Origin of the sequence: Mesorhizobium sp. 1B3, from assembly GCF_050958605.1 — a bacterium.
Classification (GTDB): domain Bacteria; phylum Pseudomonadota; class Alphaproteobacteria; order Rhizobiales; family Rhizobiaceae.
The window spans coordinates 18,807-37,002 of record NZ_JBJHDO010000022.1; the positions used below are offsets into that span (position 1 = coordinate 18,807).

Sequence of the window (18,196 nt, forward strand, 5' to 3'; positions counted from 1 at the left end):
GCTTCTGAGAGCCGGAGCGCCCTTCTGGGCTGGCGCGATGCGTTTCCGGTCATCGGAACGTCGCCCGAAGTCATGCTGGCGGCGGCCGATCTCTCGACTGACCATCCGCCGCTGCGCAGGCGGGTTGCCGATTGCTCCTTTCCGAAGACCTTCAGGACGGCTTCACCTGGGGCGGCGTGACGGTCGTCAATCCGTTTGCGTCACCACGCCACACGGTGCTGGAGGCATTGCTGGGAAGCGGCGCCAACTAACCTGAGGCGCATTTTGCGTGACTTGGTGTTCTTCACCAGCCGAGGGCGAGGCCGTCCTTGCGCGGGTCCGAGCCGCCGACCAGGAAACCGCTCCGTTCATCGATGACGATGACCTGCCCGCCACCATGCGGCTTGGCCGTCGGACGCAGGGCGTGGCCCTTGTTCGTCAGCGACGCGCGGACCTCGTCGGAAATGCCGGCCTCGGCTTCCAGCACGCCGTCCTCGCCCCAGAAAAGGCGGGGATGATCGAGCGCCTGCTGCGGGTCCATGCCGTGGTCGGCGAGGTTTGAGAAGACATGGGCATGCCCCATCGGCTGATAGGCGCCGCCCATCACCCCGAAGGAGACCGCCGGACGGCCGTTCTTCATGGCCATGGCCGGAATGATCGTATGCATGGGCCGCTTGCCCGGCCCATATTCGTTGGGGTGGCCTTCCCCGAGCGTGAAGCAGGCACCGCGATTCTGCAGCGCGATCGCCGATTTCGGGGTCACGATGCGCGACCCGAAACTGTCATAGACAGAGTTGATGAAGGACACGGCGCGGCGGTCGCGATCGACCACAGTGAGGTAGACCGTGTCGGATGCCGGCACCTTTGGGAGCGTGGTGTCGGGATTTCGCCTGGCTGGGTCGAAGCGCTCGGCAAGCAAGGCCGTGTAGTGGCGCGACAATAGGGTGGCCGGCGAGAGCGTCATCGCCCGGGGGTCGGCCACCATATGATCGCGGACGGAATAGGCCAGCCGGGCAGCTTCGATCTGCAGGTGGTAGCGTTCAGGGCTGTCGGGACCGAGGCCGCCCGCGCCGAGCCGATCCAACAGATTGAGCAGGATGAGCGCGGTGATGCCCTGCCCGTTGGGCGGAATCTCGAGGATGTCGTAACCGGCATAGGGAGTGGAGATGAGCTCGACCCACTCTGCGGTGGCGCCGGCGAGGTCGTCTTCGCTCAAGGTTCCGCCCTTGGCGCGTACCGTCGAAGCGATCTCGGCCGCGATCTCGCCTTCGTAAAAGGCGCCGGCGCCCTCCCTGGCGATACGACGCAAGGTGGCGGCAAGCGCGGGCATCCTGTGCCGAGAGCCCAGCGCCGGTGCCTTGCCGTCGACGAGATAGTGGCGAGCGGCCCCTTCATCCCCGGCGAGTTCCGATGCCTGGCCGGCCCAATCCGCCGCGACGCGGGCGTGGATTGCATAGCCTTCTTCCGCGTAGCGGATCGCATCGGCGAACAACCTCTCGAAGGGCAGCGCGCCGAAACGGGCGTGAAGCGTCTCCCAGGCCTTCACCGCGCCCGGCACTGTGACGGAATGGGGTCCGAACTCCGGCATGGCCGCAAATCCCTCCGCGCGCAGGCGGGCGGGATCGGCGCCGGCGGGGGCGCGGCCGGAGCCGTTCAGGCCGTGCACGGAGCCGTCGGGCTCGGCCAGGATCACGAAGCAGTCGCCGCCTATACCGGTCATATGCGGCTCGACCACGACGAGCGTCGCCGAAGCTGCCAGCGCCGCGTCGACGGCGTTGCCGCCCTGCCTGAGCACGTCGAGGGCCGACGCGGTCGCGAGCGGATGCGAGGTCGCGGCCATCCCGTTCTCCGCGATGACCGGCGAACGGCCGGGAAGGTCGAAGCTTCTCGTCATGATGCGCCGCAGCCCTATCGATCGAGATTGAAGTCGCGCCCGGCGGCGCGAAACGAGACGGAAAAGCCGGCGAGCACGTCGATGAAGGCGATCGTCATCAGCGTGAAGAACACCGAATGCGCCGCGCCTCGCACCAAGAGGAATTCCACGAGAAAGGCGATGAAGACGAAGGTCGACAGCAGATGATCGACCAGCGAAGCATTGGATGTACGGGTCGACTTCACAATCTCGACAAGAAGCAGGGCGAGCGCCAGCACGATGAGCAGGTCGCCGAGCGTCATCGACCAGACGCCGCCCGACATCATCGCCACCGAAAAGATCTCGGCTGCCCAGGGATCGGAGCCGGGTTCGCCGAAAACTCCCACGAGGCCGAGATTAAAAAGGAGGAACGGCAGGATCAGCAGCGGAACGGCGCCAAGCATGTCTTGCTCCGAAGAGGCAGTCCGATGGACCGAGGGTGGGAGCTTGTTTCTCGGGCAGTTCCACAGGGAATGCAAGGCAGGGAAGAGGCACATCGCGACCCGATCGGAATGCCTGACGGTCTAATTCATGGGACAAATGGGTTTTCTAGGAAAATTGGCCTCCAAGAAATTTGGACCTCCGCTCCGGTCGCTGGCTCAACCGCATTATCGGGGTTGTCGCAATAGAATGCATGACTTTTCAAGGCTGAGTTGGCAAGCTCTGGCATGACGTATTGAGATGTTTGAGTTCCTACTTGCCCGGCAGGGCTGCTCATCACCGGCACGGGCGAAATTATTGACACGCTATTTGGAGATTCGCCATGTGGGACAATTCCCTCGACCACACCACCGACACAACGCGCCGATCAGTTCTGGCCGGCACACTCGCATCAACGGCCGCGTGGATGCTGGCACCGTCTTTTGCGTATGCCGAGGATGCGGCCGTCGGCGGTTCCGCCAAATCAGCATACGCCGCCGTAGAATCGGTTCGTGACGCGATCCTGCGAATCTCCCGCGAAGTCTGGAAAAATGCGGAACTGTCGCTGCATGAGGAGATCTCTTCCGAGATACACCTCAGGGAGTTGCGGGAGGCCGGTTTCACCGTCGTCAGTACCGGAACCTCCGGTATTCCCACGGCTTTCATCGCCGAATGGACACAGGGGGAGGGCGGCCCCACGATCGGCTTCCTGCCGGAATACGACGCGCTTCCAGGGTTGGGCAACGCGGCTGAACCGCGCCAGACACCCGGCCCCACCGGGGTGGAGGTCGGGCATGGCTGCGGCCACAACATGCTGGGCGCGGGCTGTACCGGCGCGGCCTTTGCGCTGAAGAAGATGATGATCGACGGCGGCCATCCAGGCACGATCCGCGTCTATGGCTGCGCCGCCGAGGAGACCGAAGGCGCCAAGGTCTACATGGCGCGTGACGGTTTGTTCAACGATCTGGATGCCTGCCTTGCCTGGCATCCGGGCCCCATGAACGCCACTGGCCTGTTGCGGACGGCCGCGGTCAACATGCTGCGTATCCGCTACACGGGCCGCACCGCTCATGCCGGGGTCGATCCATGGGAAGGGCGCAGCGCGTTGAAGGGGGCCGAATTGTTCGGCACAGGCATCCAGTTCATGCGCGAACACCTCAAGCCGACGACGCGCATGCACTATGTCTATACGGATGGCGGCGGAACGCCGAATGTGATTCCTGATACCGCCGAGGTCCTCATCATGATCCGCGACCAGGATCGGGCCGAGGTCAACTCCGTCACAGAATGGGTCAAGGATGTTGCCAACGGTGCGGCCACTTCGACCCAGACCGAGGTCGACATCAACCATTTCTTCGGCCTGCACGACCTGTTGCCCAACGAAACGCTCGTCCAGAGAATCCACGCACATATGTCGGCCCTGGAGCTGGAATGGACGAACGAGGAGCAGGAATTCGCCAAAGCCTGCCAGCGCGAGATGGGCCTCCAGGAGGCCGGCCTCATGGCCAACGTCATGCCGCCGCTGCCCGAGATTACCACGGGCGGCGGAACGGATGTCGGCGACGTCAGCTACAACACGCCCACCGGGCTTTTCGCACTCGCGACCATGCCGATCGGGGTGGGACTGCACACATGGCCGGTAACCGCTTGCGGCGGAATGAGTATCGGCGACAAGAGCTCCATCTATTCGGCAATCGTCATGGCCGGCGTCGGCTACGATCTGATGATCGATGCCGACCTGCGAGCAGCGGCCAAGGCCGATTTCGAGCGCAGAAAAGGCGGAAGGGCCTATGTCTCGCCTCTGCCCGAGGGCAAGGCGCGCCCCGAAGGCATACCGCCGCATCTGCTGCTGCGCGACGGCAGCAGTGAGCTCGGCGTCGAATTCAACGAGGATGCCCGTTTGTAGCGTTCGCCTGGCGTCGGAGGAAATGTGGGAGATGAGTCGTTGGACTTGGACACACAGAAAAGTGCAACCGCGACGCCGGCACCGTGCTCGTTCGCTGGCCTTGGCCGCATTCCTTGGGATCGCCGCCGGGGCCGCGCACGCAGACACGGGCCACACGGCCCAGAGTGAACTGGCGGCTTTCCCCCCGGCTGCCCCCGGCCAGGTACGGCGGATCATTCTATTACCGAAAGAGGCCGATGAGGATGCGCTGAGGGTCGGGGTGATTGTCGGCCGAACGATGCTCGTGGACTGCAACCGCCATGTCTTCAGTGCTCGCATCGAAGAACGCACGGCCGAGGGGTGGGGGTATCCCTATTATGTCGTCACCGAGGTCGGGGCGCCGGCCAGTACCGGCATGGCTTGCCCGCCCGGCAGCGAGACGATGCAGTTCGTACGGAGTTCGGACGAGCCGTTGATTCGCTACAACAGCCGCTTGCCCCTTGTGATATACGCGCCGGCCGACGTGGAAGTCCGATATCGCATTTGGCGGGCAGGTCACGAGACTGTAGCCCGATGATGCCGAGTTCCCGATGTCATTGCTCCAGGCAACAAAAAAGCCGGCGCGAGGCCGGCCTTCTCGGAATCGATGCAAGCCTGGAGGGCGATCAGCCTTCCCGAGGCTCCAGGACCTGACGGCCGCGATACATGCCGGTCTTCAGGTCGATGTGATGGGGACGGCGCAGCTCGCCCGAGTTCTTGTCCTCGACATAGGTCGGGGCCTTGAGCGCATCGGCGGCACGGCGCATGCCGCGCTTGGACGGCGAAGTCTTTCGTTTAGGTACAGCCATGGAATTGCTCCACTACGATCGGTCAAAGCCCCGGTGATCCCTCGCGAAAGGGCCGCACTCACGGGCCATATTTCAAGAAAGTGGCGTGCCTATACACGCAGCGCGACCGTTTGACCAGCGCTGCCGGCCACTTTTTTTCGAGACCGGCGTATTTCGAGGAGCGCTAATCGACGCAGCCGACATAGGCTCCCGCGCGTGAAGCCCGCCTTTCGATCACCGAGGCCAGGCGACGCATGCCGGCCGAGGGGTTGGCGGGGTCGCGCCTGGCGGGATTGGGCAGGGTGACCGCGAGCAATGCAGCCTGCCGGCGGGTAAGCTCCTTGGCCGAGCGGCCGAAATGGCGCTGGGCGGCGGCCTCGATCCCATAGATGTTCGGCCCCCATTCCGCGATGTTGACGTAGATCTCCATGATGCGCCGCTTGGGCATGATCATGTCGAAATAGATGGCCAAGGGCAGCTCCAGCGCCTTGCGCAGGAACGAACGGCCCGACCAGAGATAGAGGTTCTTCACCGTCTGCATGGGAATGGTCGAGGCGCCGCGCGTCGTCTCTCCGGCCATGGCATCGTCGATGACCGCGTTGAGTTCGCCGAGATCGATCCCGTGATGGGAGCAGAACTGGCCGTCCTCGGACATCATCACCGAATGGAGCAGCACCGGCGACACCTCCCCGATCGGCACCCAGCGACGGTCGTATCCCTGAAGGGTTACGAGGTCGCGGATCATCAGCGTCGAGATCGGATGTACGAAGGACGGCAGATAAAGGATCGTCAGGACGGCAGGAACCAAGGCGATCGCTATTGCGGCCACGATACCGCGCCAAATCCACCGGCGGATGCCAGTGCCTGTCTTGCGCCGCTTCTTGCCGGGCATCGCCACCCTTTCGGTGTCCGGTTCTATGATCGGCTCGGTCAACCCGTCCATTCCCGCCAATCTGTTCGCATATCGCCGCCGAGCCGTTTCGGGATAATCGGAATTCCATGGGGCTCGCCTTTGGCATAAAGGCGCACGGCTTCTTGCGCAACGACAGACTGTCGGCTAGGCCACCGCGCATGACCGTAAATAGCCCCGTTCCGTTCGAAATCGCGCTCGAGAGCCGCGCCGGCCCGGTCGAGGCGATGCTGCGCCGGCTGCTCGAAGACCGTCTCCAGCCAGGCGAGATCGCGCGGCCGGAGCGGCTTTTCCAGGCGATGCGCCATGGTGTCCTCAATGGCGGCAAGCGGATCAGGCCCTTCCTGGTGATGGAAAGCGCCGCTCTCTTCGACGCTGACGGGGAGGCTGCGCTGCGCGTGGCGGCGGCGCTCGAATGCGTCCATTGCTATTCGCTGATCCATGACGACTTGCCGGCCATGGACGACGACGATCTCAGGCGCGGCCAGCCGACCGTCCACAAGGCGTTCGACGAAGCGACGGCGATCCTTGCCGGCGACAGCCTGCTGACGCTGGCCTTCGACATCGTTTCCGACGACGTCACCCAGCTTCCAGCGGCGGCGCGGCTTGCGCTTGTGCTGTCGCTGGCGCGGGCGGCAGGCCCCGGCGGCATGGCCGGCGGACAGGCGCTTGATCTTCAGGCCGAGCGCACGGCCCCTGACGAATCCGGCATCATCACCTTGCAGGCGATGAAGACAGGCGCGCTGATCCGGTTTGCCTGCGAGGCCGGCGCGATCATCGGCGACGCCGCTCCCTCCGACCGCGAACGGCTGACCGAGTTCGGCTCGGCGATCGGTCTCGCCTTTCAGCTCGCCGACGACCTGCTCGACCTCACGGCCGACGCGGATGCCATGGGCAAGGCGACCGGCAAGGATGCCGCCGCCGGCAAGGCGACGCTGGCCGGGCTGCATGGCATCGAGTGGACACGCCGGCAGTTGCAAGGGCTCGTCGAGCAGGCGGAAGCGCTGCTCGAGCCGTTCGGCGACAAGGCGCTGCGGCTGCGCCAGGCAGCAAGCTTTATCGCCCACCGCCGCAACTGATTGTCCTGCCCCAAGCCGGCGGACGTTGCCGTCAGGCTATGGCAAATCCGTCTTCGCAATGCCCAGATGTTCGTTCACGATGTCGTCATGTCGAGAACGCTGATCATCGTGGGGCTCGTCATCGTCGCGGTCGGAATTCTCTGGCCGTGGCTCTCCCGCATCGGCCTGGGAAGACTGCCGGGCGACATCGTCGTCCAGCGGGAAAATTTCACCTTCTACGCTCCGATCGCCACCGGCATCCTGGTTAGCGTAGTGCTTTCGGTGATCTTCTGGCTGATCAATCGCTGAGCCTGTCCAGAACGCCATCGGTCTATTGGGATGGCGCTCTGCCTCTTTGATCCAGCTTCATGCGGAGCCAAGCGATTCTCTTGGCTCCGCAGAGCTAAAGCGTGTCGCTGGCAATCGGATTCGGGTGACACGCTTTAGGTCTTTGTTTTTGCCGCATTCTCGCGACGCCGACCGAATCCGGTCGGCTGCGAAATGCTCTAAATTTCGGTGTCGTCGAAGCCGCCCTCGTCGAAGCCGCCACCGAAATCCGCCTCTTCCGCCTGAGCGTTGTCTGCTTGCGGCTCCGCGGCCTGCGCTTCGTCGCCACCGAACATCCCGGCGAGCATGTTGCCCAGCAGGACACCGCCCGCTACGCCCATCGCCGTCTGCGCGGCACCCGCCAGAAAGCCTCCCCCGGCGCGCTGTGGCGGCTGGCCTTGGCCGAAAGGCAGCGATCCGCCATGCGCCTGCGGGCGGCTGACGCTCGGCATGGACCCGGTAGGTCGCCGTGCTGGGCGGTTCTCGCCAAAGATGCCGGAGAACAAACCTCCGGGCGCTCGGCGGGACGCAACGTCCTGCTCAAGCTCCGCTATGCGAGCCTGGGCGGCATTCAACGCCTGCTCCTGCACCACGATGGTCTGGGCCATGTAGTAGGGCGCTCCCGGCTGCCTGGCGAGCTGGTCGTGAATATACTTGTCAGCCTCTATGTCCCGGGGTGGCGCCTGCCGCTCGACCTCGGCAAGCCTGTCGAAGAGCCCTTCGATCGCTTGTTGGTCGTTTCTGTCCATGATCACTTAAACTCCCTTTGTCCGCGGCTTGAACTACTCGTCCCGCTGACCCGTGAGCTGCAGGAGCAATTGGAAGATATTGATGAAATTCAGATAGAGCGAAAAGGCTCCGAACACGGCGAGCTTCTGCTGCGTCTCGGCGCCGGAGTTCTCGGCATATTGTTCCTTGATGGTCTGCGTGTCCCACGCTGTCAGCCCGATGAAGACGAAGATGCCGATCACCGAAATGGCGAACTGAAGGGCCGACGAACCGAGGAAGAGATTGACCAGGCTTGCGATGACCACGCCGATGAGGCCCATGATCAGGAAAGACGAGAATTGGGTCAGGTCGCGCTTCGTGGTGTAGCCGTAGAGGCTGGTCGCGCCGAACATCGTCGCCGCGATGAAGAAGGTGCGTGCGATGCTGGTGCCGGTAAAAACGAGGAACACCGAGGCCAGGGAAAGGCCCATCACCGCGCAGAAGGCCCAGAACATCGCCTGCGCGGCACCGGCGGACATGGTCTGGATCCGGAACGAGAAAAACAGGACGAAGGCGAGCGGCGCGAGCATCACCACCCATTTGAGGGGCGTGGAGAAGATCGGCACGTAAAGAGCCGGGGTCGATGCGACGATGAAGGCGACGATGCCGGTCAGCACGAGGCCGAGCCCCATATAGTTGTAGACGCGCAGCATATGCTGGCGCAGGCCCTCGTCGAAGAGAGCGTCCGTGCGGGCCCCGAAGCCCGTCCGATAATTGTAATTGGGCGTGTTCATCGATTTCTCCTCATTAATCAGTAAAGTGTGTCGGCAAGCCGATCCGCTGCCCGATCGAGCTCGCGGGAATCGGCCTTGCCGATGAGCGCGTATGCCACTTCTCCGATCTGCCAATAGGCAGCGGTGTTTTCCGCCGAGCTGTCGACCGTCACATCGACCACATTGAAGTTGCCGGGCCGTACCGCGAACAAAGACATCATGCCCAGTTCCCGGGATTCGAGCGCCAGCTCGACGCTCGGCCCGAACTGGGAGGGATAGATCTGCGCGTCGAGAACCTTCCATCCGCCCGGCAGGTTCGGCATGACGATTCCTGTCGCCGCCCTGATTTCAGCCTCGTCATAGGCGGCTGTCTCGGGCTGGGAGGCCATTGAGGCGCGCACCAGCGTGGTGTTGTGCGCTCTCAATGCGTCGCCGACGAAGGCCGGCGGGGGCGTCGATGCCACCACCTCCGTTACCGGCCCGATAGCGGCATGTGCGAGCCAGCCGGCGCAAACAAGGATCCCGATCGAGGCGGCACGCTGCAACAGCCTCCCGTGGCGTCGGCTTGCAAGCCCCCGCGAAAGCCTGCGTGCAGCCGCACTCGTGGCGGGCTTGGGGGTCGCTTCCGCGGAGACCATGGCGAGCCGCAACTCGTCACGTGCCCTCAGGTCCGCCATCACGCGGGCAGCGAGGTCCGGACGGGCGGACAGATAGGCCTCGACCTCGATGCGCCGGGAGGGCGCGAGCTGATCGTCCACATAGGCGTCGAGATCGGTATCGACTATGGGATCACGTGCTTCAGTCATTGTGACCTCCCACGATCCTGAGATGACCTCGCGGTTGGGGAAGTTCCTCCATCTCGCGAAGACGTGCCCTTGCCCGCCCGATGCGGGACATGAGCGTTCCAAGCGGTATCCCGAGCGTCTCGGCCGCCTCCTGGTAGGAAAGGCCCTCGATGGCGACGAGCGAAAGGGCTGCGCGTTGCTCTTCCGGCAGGTTGAAGAAGGCCTGCCTGACCTGCCTCAGGCGGACGGCATGGTCCTGTGGCGGCTGCTCCTCCGTTTCGACGAATGAAGCGGCCTGGTGCTCGCGAACCGAGGTCGAATGCTGCGAACGAATTCCATCGACATGCACGTTGTGGAGGATCGACAGAAGCCAGCTCTTCAGATTACCGCCCTGATGAAACGTGTCCCGGCGCTCGAACGCACGCACGAGCGTGTCGTGAACGAGGTCTTCGGCATCCACTGGGTTGCGTGCCAGCGACATCGCGTATCTGCGAAGCGATGCGAGCTGACCCAGGACGTCGAAACGTGATTTCTTGTCGGTCATGCAGCGTATACGGAGCGGCGGCCGCCTTTCATCCCTCGGTCCAAGAAAAAATTCCGACCGCTCGCGGTCAGACGGTCGAGACGGTTTGAAAAGCCGTGTACCACGACAAGGCGCGGGTGACCGTTTCCATCTGAACAGGGACCGCGCCGGCCCGAACGAATCCGCTCACGCTGTGGTCGCTGGCCGTGAAGGATGGCCGGCAGCCGAAACACCGTTCAATCCAGAACGGTTTCTTAATGTAAATCGGTCGTAATCGCTTCCGCTCGCATTGTATTGAGTAGCGGCGGAGCGGGACCTTGACCAAATACCATTCCTTTATTCGGTCGATCCGGATTCGTTATATTTCCGGTCTCCTGGTGATCGCGGTCGCCGCCGGTGCGATCATGCTCATGTTGTCCAGGATGAACGCCTTCGAACAGGAACTCGATCGGCTGGGGACCAGCACCGTCTCCCTGATGCGCGATCTGCGCAATGCCACGAGCTTCGCGGAACAGACGGCGGCTTCGTGGCGCGCTGAAAATCGGGCGGAGCTGGCTGCTGCCGCGCGCGGACATGTCGAACGGCTGGACGCCGGCATCCGCCGACTGGAGACCGAGATCGCCGTGGTTCGGCCACGGCTCTCGGAGGGGGCGCAGGCCGAGCTCGATGGCGCCGCCATCAATGGCGACCTGTTCTGGTCGGCACGGGATATGGTCCGCAACCTCGCCTCGCTGGCGGGCGCCGAGAGCTGGGACGAATGGGGCACGCGCGCGATCAAGAACCAAGACCATCTCTTCGCTCAGCCCATGTTGCTCCGCGCCCGCAACGCCATGGAGGCGGAACGTCGTCTCGCCGGTGCGCAAGCCAGCCGGTTCCTGTTCACCGCGGGCTGCCTGCTGCTGTTCGCGCTGGGCGGTGTCGCGCTCTGGATCTTCCTGCCCATGGACAGGGAAATCCAGCGCGCCTTCGAGGAATCGCAGGCGCTGCTGCTCAAGGCCGAGGCCGCCGACCGCGCCAAGTCGGAATTCCTGGCGAATATGAGCCACGAGATTCGCACTCCGATGAACGGCGTGCTCGGCATGGCCGAGCTGCTCAACAAGACCGAGCTCAGCAGCCGCCAGAAGACCTTCACGGAAGTCATCGTGAAATCCGGCAATGCGCTCCTCACCATCATCAACGACGTCCTCGATTTCTCGAAGATCAATGCGGGGCAGCTGACCCTCGATCCCGGTCCGTTTCGTCTGACCGAAGCAGTCGAGGATGTCGCTACGCTGGTTTCGGCGCGGGTTGCCGAGAAGAACCTGGAACTCATCGTGCGGGTCGATCCGACGCTGCCGGCAAGTGTGGTGGGCGATGTCGGCCGCTTCCGCCAGATCATCACCAACCTGCTCGGCAACGCCGTGAAGTTCACCGAGAAGGGCCATGTGCTCGTCGACCTGACCGGTGAACGAAGGGATGGCGTGGCGCATCTTCATGTCCGGGTCGAAGACACCGGCATCGGCATCCCTGCTGACAAGCTGGGCACGGTGTTCGAGAAATTCGCCCAGGTCGACGGCTCCTCGACGCGCCGGCACGAAGGGACGGGGCTCGGCCTGGCCATCGCCGCCCGTCTGGTCGAACTGATGGGTGGCCGCATCGGCGTCGAAAGCCAGGTGGGCCGGGGATCCGTCTTCTGGTTTTCGGCGTCCTTGCCCGTTCACGAGGCGGAGTCTTCCCTGACCCCCGTGCCGGTCGACGTGACGGGCGCGAGGGTGCTCGTTATCGACGACAATCCGGTCAACCGCGACATCCTGCTCGAACAGCTGAGGAGTTGGGGCTTCGACTGCGCGGCCACCGAAAGCGGCGCGGTCGGACTCGCCTTCCTTGACAGGGCGGCACAACTCGGTGCCCGCGTCGACTGCATCGTCCTCGACTACCAGATGCCTGGCATGAGCGGCGCCGACGTCGCCAAGGCAATCTCGGCGGATACCCGCATCTCGAACATACCGGTAATCCTGCTCACCTCGGTCGACCAGGTCGATTTCGGCCGCATGGTGCTCGACTTCGGCATCGCCGCGCATCTCACCAAGCCGGCGCGCTCGGCCGTGCTGCTCGGCACAGTGATCGCCGCCATCCAGAAGGCGCGCATGGCGGGAGACCGCGCCGCCTTCGTGCACGCTTCCGCCGAGAACGCGATGCCTTCCCCGCTGCGCCTGCCGCCCGCGGTGCCTCTTGTCATCAACGACATGCACGAGGCGGCCGTGGTTCCGCTGCAGCCGGTGGACATATTGATCGCCGAGGACAACGAGGTGAATCAACTCGTCTTCGGTCAGATCCTCAACGGCCTCGGCCTTTCCTACCGCATCGCCGCGAATGGCCGGACGGCGGTGGAGCTTCATCGCGCATTGAAGCCGAAGCTTATCCTCATGGATGTCTCGATGCCGGAGATGAACGGCTATGAAGCGGCCCGTGCCATCCGCGCGAGCGAGGCCCGTAGCGGCGACCACATCCCGATCATCGGGGTCACGGCCCACGCGCTCAAGGGCGATCGCGAGAAATGCATCGAGGCGGGTATGGACGACTACCTCTCCAAGCCGGTCTCACCCGACCGCCTCAGCGCCAAGATCGGCACATGGCTGAGCGAGCAGGCACTGGCGAAGAGCGCCTAGGCCGCGCGAATAATCCCTCAACCTAGCACAATCGCCTCATACAAGGGGTTCGTTGGCCTCTATCGGTTCCTCAGCACCACGCAGGAACCGCCTGCGCCGCGCAGCTGGCGGCAGATCGTGTCGGCCCCGGCGCGGTCATCGGCACCGATCCTGACGGCATAGATGCCGCGCCGCCCCATCGGCGACCGGATTCGGCTCACCACGGGTTCCTGTGATGCGAGCAGTCCCGGGAAACGTTTCTTCAGCCGCTGCCACTGCCCAAGCGCCGCGGAGCGGCGGAAATTCCCGGCGACCTGGATGCCCCAGGGCTTGACGTGAATGGTGGCCATCGCAATCGTCGCCGACATGATGGCTGGCAGCCGCCGGCAGGCCTGTCCGAAATCGAGCTTGGGATCGAGCGGATGGATCGTGCCGGCGTAGGCTGCATCCGCAAAACTGTCGGCCGGCTCGCCCATGATGTCGAGCACATAGGCTTCGGTCTCGAGCGGCAGGAAGCCGCCCGAGGCGAGCCAGCGCGAGACCCGGTTTTCGCCGGCATTGTAGGCCGCCGCCGCGAGGCCGAGATTGCCGAAGCCCTTCTTCAGCTCGGAGAGATAGCTGGCGGAGGCGGGGATGGCCTGGTCGATGTCGTAGGGATCGGCGAGCCCGCGCATCTTCGCCGTGCCGGGCATGAACTGGGCAATGCCCTCCGCGCCGACAGGGCTCACCGCATTGGGGTCGAAGCGGCTCTCCTTCCAGATCAGCCTTGCGAAGAAGTCGCGCGGCAGTCCATTGCGCAGCGCCTCGGCTTCGATGAGATCGCAGATGCGATGGATGTTGACCGGCCTGGACCGGCCCGGCGGATCGGCCCCCGCGATTTCGATCGAGAACAGGCCGCCCAGGAGAGCAGCGGCGAAAAAAACAGCTTTTCCCGGCCTACTCCGCCGCCTGCTTGCCGCTCCGGCCATAACGCTGCTCGATATAGTCGGCGACCATCTTCTGGAAATCGGCGGCGATGCCGGGGCCACGCAAGGTGGCTGCTTTCCTTCCGTCGATGAAAACCGGCGCGGCCGGCGTCTCGCCCGTGCCCGGCAGGGAGATGCCGATATCGGCGTGCTTGGATTCGCCCGGCCCGTTGACGATGCAGCCCATGACGGCCACCTTCAGTTCCTCGACACCCGGATACTGCTCACGCCAGACCGGCATGTTGCGGCGGATGTCGTCCTGGATTTGCTGGGCCAGCTCCTGGAAGACGGTCGATGTGGTGCGGCCGCAGCCGGGGCAGGCGGCGACGATCGGGACGAATTGCCGGAAGCCCATGGTCTGGAGCAGCTCCTGGGCCACCTGCACCTCGCGGGTGCGGTCGCCGCCGGGCTCGGGCGTCAGCGAGATGCGGATCGTATCGCCTATGCCCTGCTGAAGCAGGATGCCCATTGCCGCGGAAGAGGCCACGATGCCCTTGGTGCCCATTCCCGCCTCGGTGAGGCCGAGATGGAGGGCGTGGTCGGAGCGCTTGGCGAGTTCGGCATAGACGGCGATCAGGTCCTGGACCTGGCTGACCTTGGCCGAGAGGATGATCCTGTTGCGCGGCAGACCGATCTCTTCGGCGGCATATGCGGAGAGCAGCGCCGACTGCACGATCGCCTCGCGCGTCACCTGCTGGGCGGTGAGCGGCGAGCCATTCTCCTGGTTCTCGTCCATCAACCGCGTCAGCAGTTCCTGGTCGAGCGAGCCCCAGTTGACGCCGATGCGGACCGGCTTGTCGTGGCGGATCGCCATCTCGACGATGGCCGCGAACTGCTTGTCCTTCTTGTCCTTGAAGCCGACATTGCCGGGGTTGATGCGGTATTTGGCCAGCGCCTCGGCGCAGGCCGGATGATCGGCGAGAAGCTTGTGGCCGATATAGTGGAAGTCGCCGACCAGCGGCACGGAAACCCCGAGCCGGTCGAGCCGTTCCCGGATGCGAGGCACGGCGGCGGCACTCTCGTCGCGATCGACGGTGATGCGCACGATTTCTGAGCCGGCTTTGTGAAGCGCCGCGACCTGGGCGACGGTCTGATCGATGTCGGCCGTATCGGTGTTGGTCATGGACTGGACGACGACCGGGGCGTCGCCGCCCACCATGACGCCGTCGACATCGACCCCGACCGAAACGCGACGGGGGAAGGGGGAGGAAAAATACCCGGTCATCTCGGGCGCCCTCTTGCGTTGGAACAATTCCAGGGGATCAGTTTTCCGTGACGGAATTGCGAAATGGTTCAAGCGATCCGGTCCTGACGTGGCCGAGCTGAGCCCGTCTGTCAATATGGCGCACGCGCGCGGCCATCACTCGACCTTGGGGCCCTGAAAGAAAAACCCCGGCAGGCGTAGGGCCTGCCGGGGTTGTCGTCGCTGTCGGAACTGTCCCCGTAGACGGCCCTACTCCTTGGCGTGGAGGTCCGTGCCGAGGGTGTCCTTCACGAACAGCATGCCGATGATGAGCGACATGGCAGAGATCGCGATCGGGTACCACAGGCCGTAATAGATGTCGCCGGCCGCGGCGCTCATCGCGAAGACCGTCGCCGGCAGCAGGCCGCCGAACCAGCCGTTGCCGATATGGTAAGGCAGCGACATGCCGGTGTAGCGGATACGCGTCGGGAACATTTCGACGAGGATTGCCGCGATCGGGCCGTAGACCATGGTTACGTAGAGGACGAGGACGAAGAGGATCGCGATGATCATCGTCCAGTTCACCGCGGCCGGGTCGGCAACCATCTTGAAGGCGCCGGCGCCCGGGACGGTGAACACCGATATTTCGGTCGCGCCACCAGCCTCCTCGGCCGTGATCAGCTTGTCGCTGATTGCCTGCGCGACCGGAACCGTAGCCTTGTCGCCGGCGCGGATCGCGGCGGCGTCGAGCTTGAGCTCCGGATTGGCCGCAACGAAGGCATCGAGCTTCTGGTCGGCCACCTTCAAGGGATCACGCACCAGCGGGTAGCCGGCCGCCTGCAAGGCGATGTTGACCGCCTTGGAGAAGGCCGCTTCCTTGGCCTTTGCCTGGTCGCCCGCGGCGACGACATCGAAGGATTCGATCGTCGTATCGCCGATCTTCACGGTGGCGGCCTGGCCGGCCGGACCCGTCACGACGTCGTAGGGTACCGAGTTCCGTGTGAGGAACGAGGTCGCGACGTCGCAGGATGTGGTGAACTTCGCAGTGCCCGTGGGGTTGAACTGGAACCTGCAGTCGCCGGGCGCCGCGGTGACGGTGGCGCGGACATTCTGCTGGGCCGTGGCGAGCGCCGGATTGGCGGCCCAGGTCAAGGCCTTGAACAGGGGGAAGTAGGTCAGAATGGCGAGCGCCAGGCCGGCCATGATGATCGGCTTGCGGCCGACCTTGTCGGATAGCCAGCCGAACACGACGAAGAAGGCCGTGCCGAGCGCCAGCGCGATGGCGATCATGATGTTGACCGACTGTGCGTCGACCTTCAGCACGTTCTGCAGGAAGAACAGGGCGTAGAACTGCCCGGAATACCACACCACGGCCTGTCCGGCTGTCAGGCCGAGCAGCGCGAGCAGCGCGATCTTGGCATTCTTCCATTGGCCGAAGGCTTCCGACAGGGGGGCTTTGGAACCCTTGCCCTCGTCCTTCATGCGCTGGAAAGTCGGCGATTCGTTGAGCGACAGGCGGATCCAGACGGAGATGCCGAGAAGCACGACCGAGACGAGGAACGGGATGCGCCAGCCCCAAGCGGCGAAGGCTTCCTTGCTCATCATGCCCTGGATCAACAGGATCACGATGAGAGACAGGAACAGGCCGAGCGTAGCGGTGGTCTGGATCCAGGACGTGTAGTAGCCGCGACGGTCGTCGGGCGAGTGCTCGGCGACATAGGTCGCGGCGCCGCCATATTCGCCGCCGAGCGCGAGGCCCTGCAGCATGCGCAGCGCTATCAGGATGACCGGAGCGGCGAGGCCCCAGCTTGCCGAGCCGGGCAGCAGGCCGACCAGGAAGGTCGACAGGCCCATGATCAGGATGGTGACGAGGAAGGTATATTTACGGCCGACGAGATCGCCGATGCGGCCGAACACCAGCGCGCCGAACGGACGCACGAGGAAGCCGGCGGCGAAGGCGAGCAGCGCGAAGATGTTGCGTGTCGCCTCCGGATATTGGCTGAAGAAGGTCGCGCCGATGAAAGCCGCGAGCGAGCCGTAGAGATAGAAGTCGTACCATTCGAAAACGGTACCCAGCGAGGAAGCGAAGATGACTTTCTTCTCTTCCCGCGACATGCCGCGGCTTTTGCCGCCGGCAGTTGCCGAGATTGCCATGGGTCGTCCTCCCGAAAGACCAAGTGATCCACCGTGACGCCAACGGCTCCGAGCCCTCAGATCGGAAGGCGTCACGGTGGGAGAAATGCCACAAATGGCGCGGCAGAGGCAGCGATGCTTTGGGATTATGACTTTGGTCTTATGACTTTCGTATATGATCAAGAAATCGACAAATATTAAAAGAATAAGGGCCGCGCGAGACTTCGCGCGGCCCTTGTCTACGGCGACGAACGTCGCGTTTATGCGGCGCGGTTCTTGTCCTCGCCGAGATAGCCGCGCTCCTTCAGCCAGCGTTCGATGACGAGTTCGACGAGCGAGGAGACCGAGCGGTGATCGTCCTTCGCGGCCCTGACGAGGGCTTCCTTGATCTCGCGTTCGATACGGAAGCCGAGCGGATGGGTCTTTGACATTTGAAATTCCCTGTACTGGCCGGACCTGCCTGGGGCCGCCTCCTCGGGCGGCAGGGTTGTGACAAGCCGGCGGATGTCTTCATCGGATGGGCAGCCGAATAGCGGTTCCGACACCCGGCGGGGGAGCCGGCCTTGCGAGCGATGTCGAATCATCATCGGCAAGGCCGTCCGAATTCAGACAAGGCTCGGGGGCGCGCGGGAACTGAACCCAATCGTCGGCGTCTGCCGGAGCCCGCGGTCCGCGGAAAGGGAGGTAGCCTCCCCGCATTGTCCTTCGAGCGCGGCAGGGCCGGAAGCAATGGCGCTCGCCGACTCGGTGTTCTCGGTGGCATGCGCCTTCTGCGTGGCGCGGCTGGAGGCCGCCAGTTGCGTGTCGGTGGAGATATGGGTCGCCACCACATGGTGACGGCATGGGGCGGACCGGAATTCTCGGGAGAGCTTGGCTGAGCGGCTCTCGGGATCGGCGAAGAATTCCCCCCTGCCGAACGGCGTCTCGCTGAGGGAGAAGGCGACCACCAGCCACAACAGCAGACGATAGAGGAAGACTATCCCCTCTTGCTGGCCGTCGTGCTTGCCGGTTTCTTGCATTGCAGAGCGCTATCGAATCCCGAACATCCGCAGGGAATTGCTGACAAGTGTCATAATCCCGTTCGGCGGCATTCTTCAAGCCCGCGAAAGTAGCAAGCCGGCTTGAGCCCTTCATTATGAGAGTGATCGGCGCTCGAGGAAGCATTGCCGAAACTGGCTGAG

General features: G+C 64.0%; 18 protein-coding genes and 1 pseudogene. 6 read left to right on the forward strand and 13 right to left on the reverse strand.

Annotated features, from left to right (window positions below):
• Positions 1–3 precede the first annotated feature (3 nt).
• A pseudogene (locus tag ACCO56_RS32000) lies at positions 4–251 on the forward strand (PIN domain-containing protein); the annotation flags it as partial.
• A gap of 32 nt (positions 252–283) precedes the next feature.
• On the opposite strand, the gene ACCO56_RS32005 reads toward ACCO56_RS32000, so the two are convergent.
• Both ACCO56_RS32005 and ACCO56_RS32010 read right to left on the reverse strand, forming a co-directional pair.
• Positions 284–1,873 (reverse strand): gamma-glutamyltransferase family protein, encoded by a 1,590-nt coding sequence (locus ACCO56_RS32005; protein ID WP_433645018.1) that lies wholly within the window; start codon positions 1,871–1,873, stop codon positions 284–286.
• A 14-nt stretch (positions 1,874–1,887) separates the two neighbouring features.
• Positions 1,888–2,295, reverse strand: a complete 408-nt coding sequence (locus ACCO56_RS32010) for a hypothetical protein (RefSeq protein WP_433645019.1) — start codon at positions 2,293–2,295, stop codon at positions 1,888–1,890.
• A 359-nt stretch (positions 2,296–2,654) separates the two neighbouring features.
• On the opposite strand from ACCO56_RS32010, the gene ACCO56_RS32015 reads away from it, so the two are divergent.
• Both ACCO56_RS32015 and eco read left to right on the forward strand, forming a co-directional pair.
• A complete protein-coding gene (locus tag ACCO56_RS32015) occupies positions 2,655–4,217 on the forward strand; it encodes an amidohydrolase (RefSeq protein ID WP_433645020.1) in 1,563 nt (520 codons plus the stop codon).
• Between the two features lie 61 nt (positions 4,218–4,278).
• Positions 4,279–4,773, forward strand: a complete 495-nt coding sequence (eco, locus tag ACCO56_RS32020) for a serine protease inhibitor ecotin (protein ID WP_433645021.1) — start codon at positions 4,279–4,281, stop codon at positions 4,771–4,773.
• An 88-nt stretch (positions 4,774–4,861) separates the two neighbouring features.
• On the opposite strand, the gene rpmF is transcribed toward eco, so the two are convergent.
• Both rpmF and ACCO56_RS32030 read right to left on the reverse strand, forming a co-directional pair.
• Positions 4,862–5,044, reverse strand: coding sequence for a 50S ribosomal protein L32 (gene rpmF, locus ACCO56_RS32025; RefSeq protein WP_433645022.1), 183 nt, complete (start codon positions 5,042–5,044; stop codon positions 4,862–4,864).
• Positions 5,045–5,207: 163 nt separating this feature from the next.
• Positions 5,208–5,966 carry a biosynthetic peptidoglycan transglycosylase gene (locus ACCO56_RS32030; protein ID WP_433645023.1) on the reverse strand — a complete coding sequence of 253 codons (759 nt, stop codon included), beginning with the start codon at positions 5,964–5,966 and terminating at the stop codon, positions 5,208–5,210.
• Positions 5,967–6,094: 128 nt separating this feature from the next.
• Here ACCO56_RS32030 and ACCO56_RS32035 point away from each other — a divergent pair, with 128 nt between their 5' ends.
• Together ACCO56_RS32035 and ACCO56_RS32040 are read left to right on the forward strand one after the other, a co-directional pair.
• Positions 6,095–7,012: a polyprenyl synthetase family protein gene (locus tag ACCO56_RS32035; RefSeq protein ID WP_433645024.1), complete on the forward strand. Its 918-nt coding sequence runs from the start codon at positions 6,095–6,097 to the stop codon at positions 7,010–7,012.
• 87 nt (positions 7,013–7,099) lie between these two features.
• Entirely contained in the window at positions 7,100–7,300 is a 201-nt protein-coding gene (locus tag ACCO56_RS32040) for a DUF2905 domain-containing protein (RefSeq protein ID WP_433645025.1), read from the forward strand.
• A gap of 197 nt (positions 7,301–7,497) precedes the next feature.
• Here ACCO56_RS32040 and ACCO56_RS32045 read toward each other — a convergent pair whose 3' ends face one another.
• The 4 genes from ACCO56_RS32045 to ACCO56_RS32060 are packed head-to-tail and all read right to left on the reverse strand — an operon-like array spanning position 7,498 to position 10,128.
• Complete coding sequence (locus ACCO56_RS32045; protein WP_433645026.1) at positions 7,498–8,067, reverse strand: DUF2076 domain-containing protein; 570 nt, start codon at positions 8,065–8,067, stop codon at positions 7,498–7,500.
• A 33-nt stretch (positions 8,068–8,100) separates the two neighbouring features.
• Positions 8,101–8,820, reverse strand: coding sequence for a Bax inhibitor-1/YccA family protein (locus tag ACCO56_RS32050; protein WP_433645027.1), 720 nt, complete (start codon positions 8,818–8,820; stop codon positions 8,101–8,103).
• A gap of 17 nt (positions 8,821–8,837) precedes the next feature.
• Entirely contained in the window at positions 8,838–9,605 is a 768-nt protein-coding gene (locus ACCO56_RS32055) for an anti-sigma factor family protein (protein ID WP_433645028.1), read from the reverse strand.
• Positions 9,598–10,128 (reverse strand): sigma-70 family RNA polymerase sigma factor, encoded by a 531-nt coding sequence (locus ACCO56_RS32060; RefSeq protein WP_433645029.1) that lies wholly within the window; start codon positions 10,126–10,128, stop codon positions 9,598–9,600. The genes ACCO56_RS32055 and ACCO56_RS32060 overlap by 8 nt, the downstream gene beginning before the upstream one ends.
• Before the next feature lie 296 nt (positions 10,129–10,424).
• On the opposite strand from ACCO56_RS32060, the gene ACCO56_RS32065 reads away from it, so the two are divergent.
• The gene (locus ACCO56_RS32065) at positions 10,425–12,755 is read left to right on the forward strand and encodes a response regulator (protein WP_433645030.1); all 2,331 of its coding nucleotides are present in this window, start codon (positions 10,425–10,427) and stop codon (positions 12,753–12,755) included.
• A gap of 59 nt (positions 12,756–12,814) precedes the next feature.
• Here ACCO56_RS32065 and ACCO56_RS32070 read toward each other — a convergent pair whose 3' ends face one another.
• From ACCO56_RS32070 to ACCO56_RS32090, 5 genes are all read right to left on the reverse strand, one after another.
• The gene (locus tag ACCO56_RS32070) at positions 12,815–13,702 is read right to left on the reverse strand and encodes a lytic transglycosylase domain-containing protein (protein WP_433645031.1); all 888 of its coding nucleotides are present in this window, start codon (positions 13,700–13,702) and stop codon (positions 12,815–12,817) included.
• On the reverse strand, positions 13,671–14,924 hold the full coding sequence (ispG, locus tag ACCO56_RS32075) for a flavodoxin-dependent (E)-4-hydroxy-3-methylbut-2-enyl-diphosphate synthase (RefSeq protein ID WP_433645032.1): 1,254 nt from the start codon (positions 14,922–14,924) through the stop codon (positions 13,671–13,673). The genes ACCO56_RS32070 and ispG overlap by 32 nt, the downstream gene beginning before the upstream one ends.
• A 228-nt stretch (positions 14,925–15,152) precedes the next feature.
• Complete coding sequence (locus tag ACCO56_RS32080) at positions 15,153–17,036, reverse strand: MFS transporter (protein ID WP_433645033.1); 1,884 nt, start codon at positions 17,034–17,036, stop codon at positions 15,153–15,155.
• A gap of 239 nt (positions 17,037–17,275) precedes the next feature.
• Complete coding sequence (locus ACCO56_RS32085; RefSeq protein WP_433645034.1) at positions 17,276–17,446, reverse strand: hypothetical protein; 171 nt, start codon at positions 17,444–17,446, stop codon at positions 17,276–17,278.
• 174 nt (positions 17,447–17,620) lie between these two features.
• On the reverse strand, positions 17,621–18,034 hold the full coding sequence (locus tag ACCO56_RS32090) for a hypothetical protein (RefSeq protein WP_433645035.1): 414 nt from the start codon (positions 18,032–18,034) through the stop codon (positions 17,621–17,623).
• Positions 18,035–18,196 lie beyond the last annotated feature (162 nt).

Excerpts from the sequence above, each read along its gene's own strand:
- ACCO56_RS32070 (WP_433645031.1), bottom strand. The coding sequence starts at position 13,702 with ATGGCCGGAGCGGCAAGCAGGCGGCGGAGTAGGCCGGGAAAAGCTGTT.
- rpmF (WP_433645022.1), bottom strand. The coding sequence starts at position 5,044 with ATGGCTGTACCTAAACGAAAGACTTCGCCGTCCAAGCGCGGCATGCGC.
- ACCO56_RS32045 (WP_433645026.1), bottom strand. The coding sequence starts at position 8,067 with ATGGACAGAAACGACCAACAAGCGATCGAAGGGCTCTTCGACAGGCTT.
- ACCO56_RS32005 (WP_433645018.1), bottom strand. The coding sequence starts at position 1,873 with ATGACGAGAAGCTTCGACCTTCCCGGCCGTTCGCCGGTCATCGCGGAG.
- ACCO56_RS32040 (WP_433645025.1), top strand. The coding sequence starts at position 7,100 with ATGTCGAGAACGCTGATCATCGTGGGGCTCGTCATCGTCGCGGTCGGA.
- ispG (WP_433645032.1), bottom strand. The coding sequence starts at position 14,924 with ATGACCGGGTATTTTTCCTCCCCCTTCCCCCGTCGCGTTTCGGTCGGG.
- ACCO56_RS32015 (WP_433645020.1), top strand. The coding sequence starts at position 2,655 with ATGTGGGACAATTCCCTCGACCACACCACCGACACAACGCGCCGATCA.
- ACCO56_RS32090 (WP_433645035.1), bottom strand. The coding sequence starts at position 18,034 with ATGCAAGAAACCGGCAAGCACGACGGCCAGCAAGAGGGGATAGTCTTC.
- ACCO56_RS32035 (WP_433645024.1), top strand. The coding sequence starts at position 6,095 with ATGACCGTAAATAGCCCCGTTCCGTTCGAAATCGCGCTCGAGAGCCGC.
- ACCO56_RS32030 (WP_433645023.1), bottom strand. The coding sequence starts at position 5,966 with ATGGACGGGTTGACCGAGCCGATCATAGAACCGGACACCGAAAGGGTG.
- ACCO56_RS32085 (WP_433645034.1), bottom strand. The coding sequence starts at position 17,446 with ATGTCAAAGACCCATCCGCTCGGCTTCCGTATCGAACGCGAGATCAAG.
- ACCO56_RS32050 (WP_433645027.1), bottom strand. The coding sequence starts at position 8,820 with ATGAACACGCCCAATTACAATTATCGGACGGGCTTCGGGGCCCGCACG.
- ACCO56_RS32010 (WP_433645019.1), bottom strand. The coding sequence starts at position 2,295 with ATGCTTGGCGCCGTTCCGCTGCTGATCCTGCCGTTCCTCCTTTTTAAT.
- ACCO56_RS32080 (WP_433645033.1), bottom strand. The coding sequence starts at position 17,036 with ATGGCAATCTCGGCAACTGCCGGCGGCAAAAGCCGCGGCATGTCGCGG.
- ACCO56_RS32055 (WP_433645028.1), bottom strand. The coding sequence starts at position 9,605 with ATGACTGAAGCACGTGATCCCATAGTCGATACCGATCTCGACGCCTAT.
- ACCO56_RS32060 (WP_433645029.1), bottom strand. The coding sequence starts at position 10,128 with ATGACCGACAAGAAATCACGTTTCGACGTCCTGGGTCAGCTCGCATCG.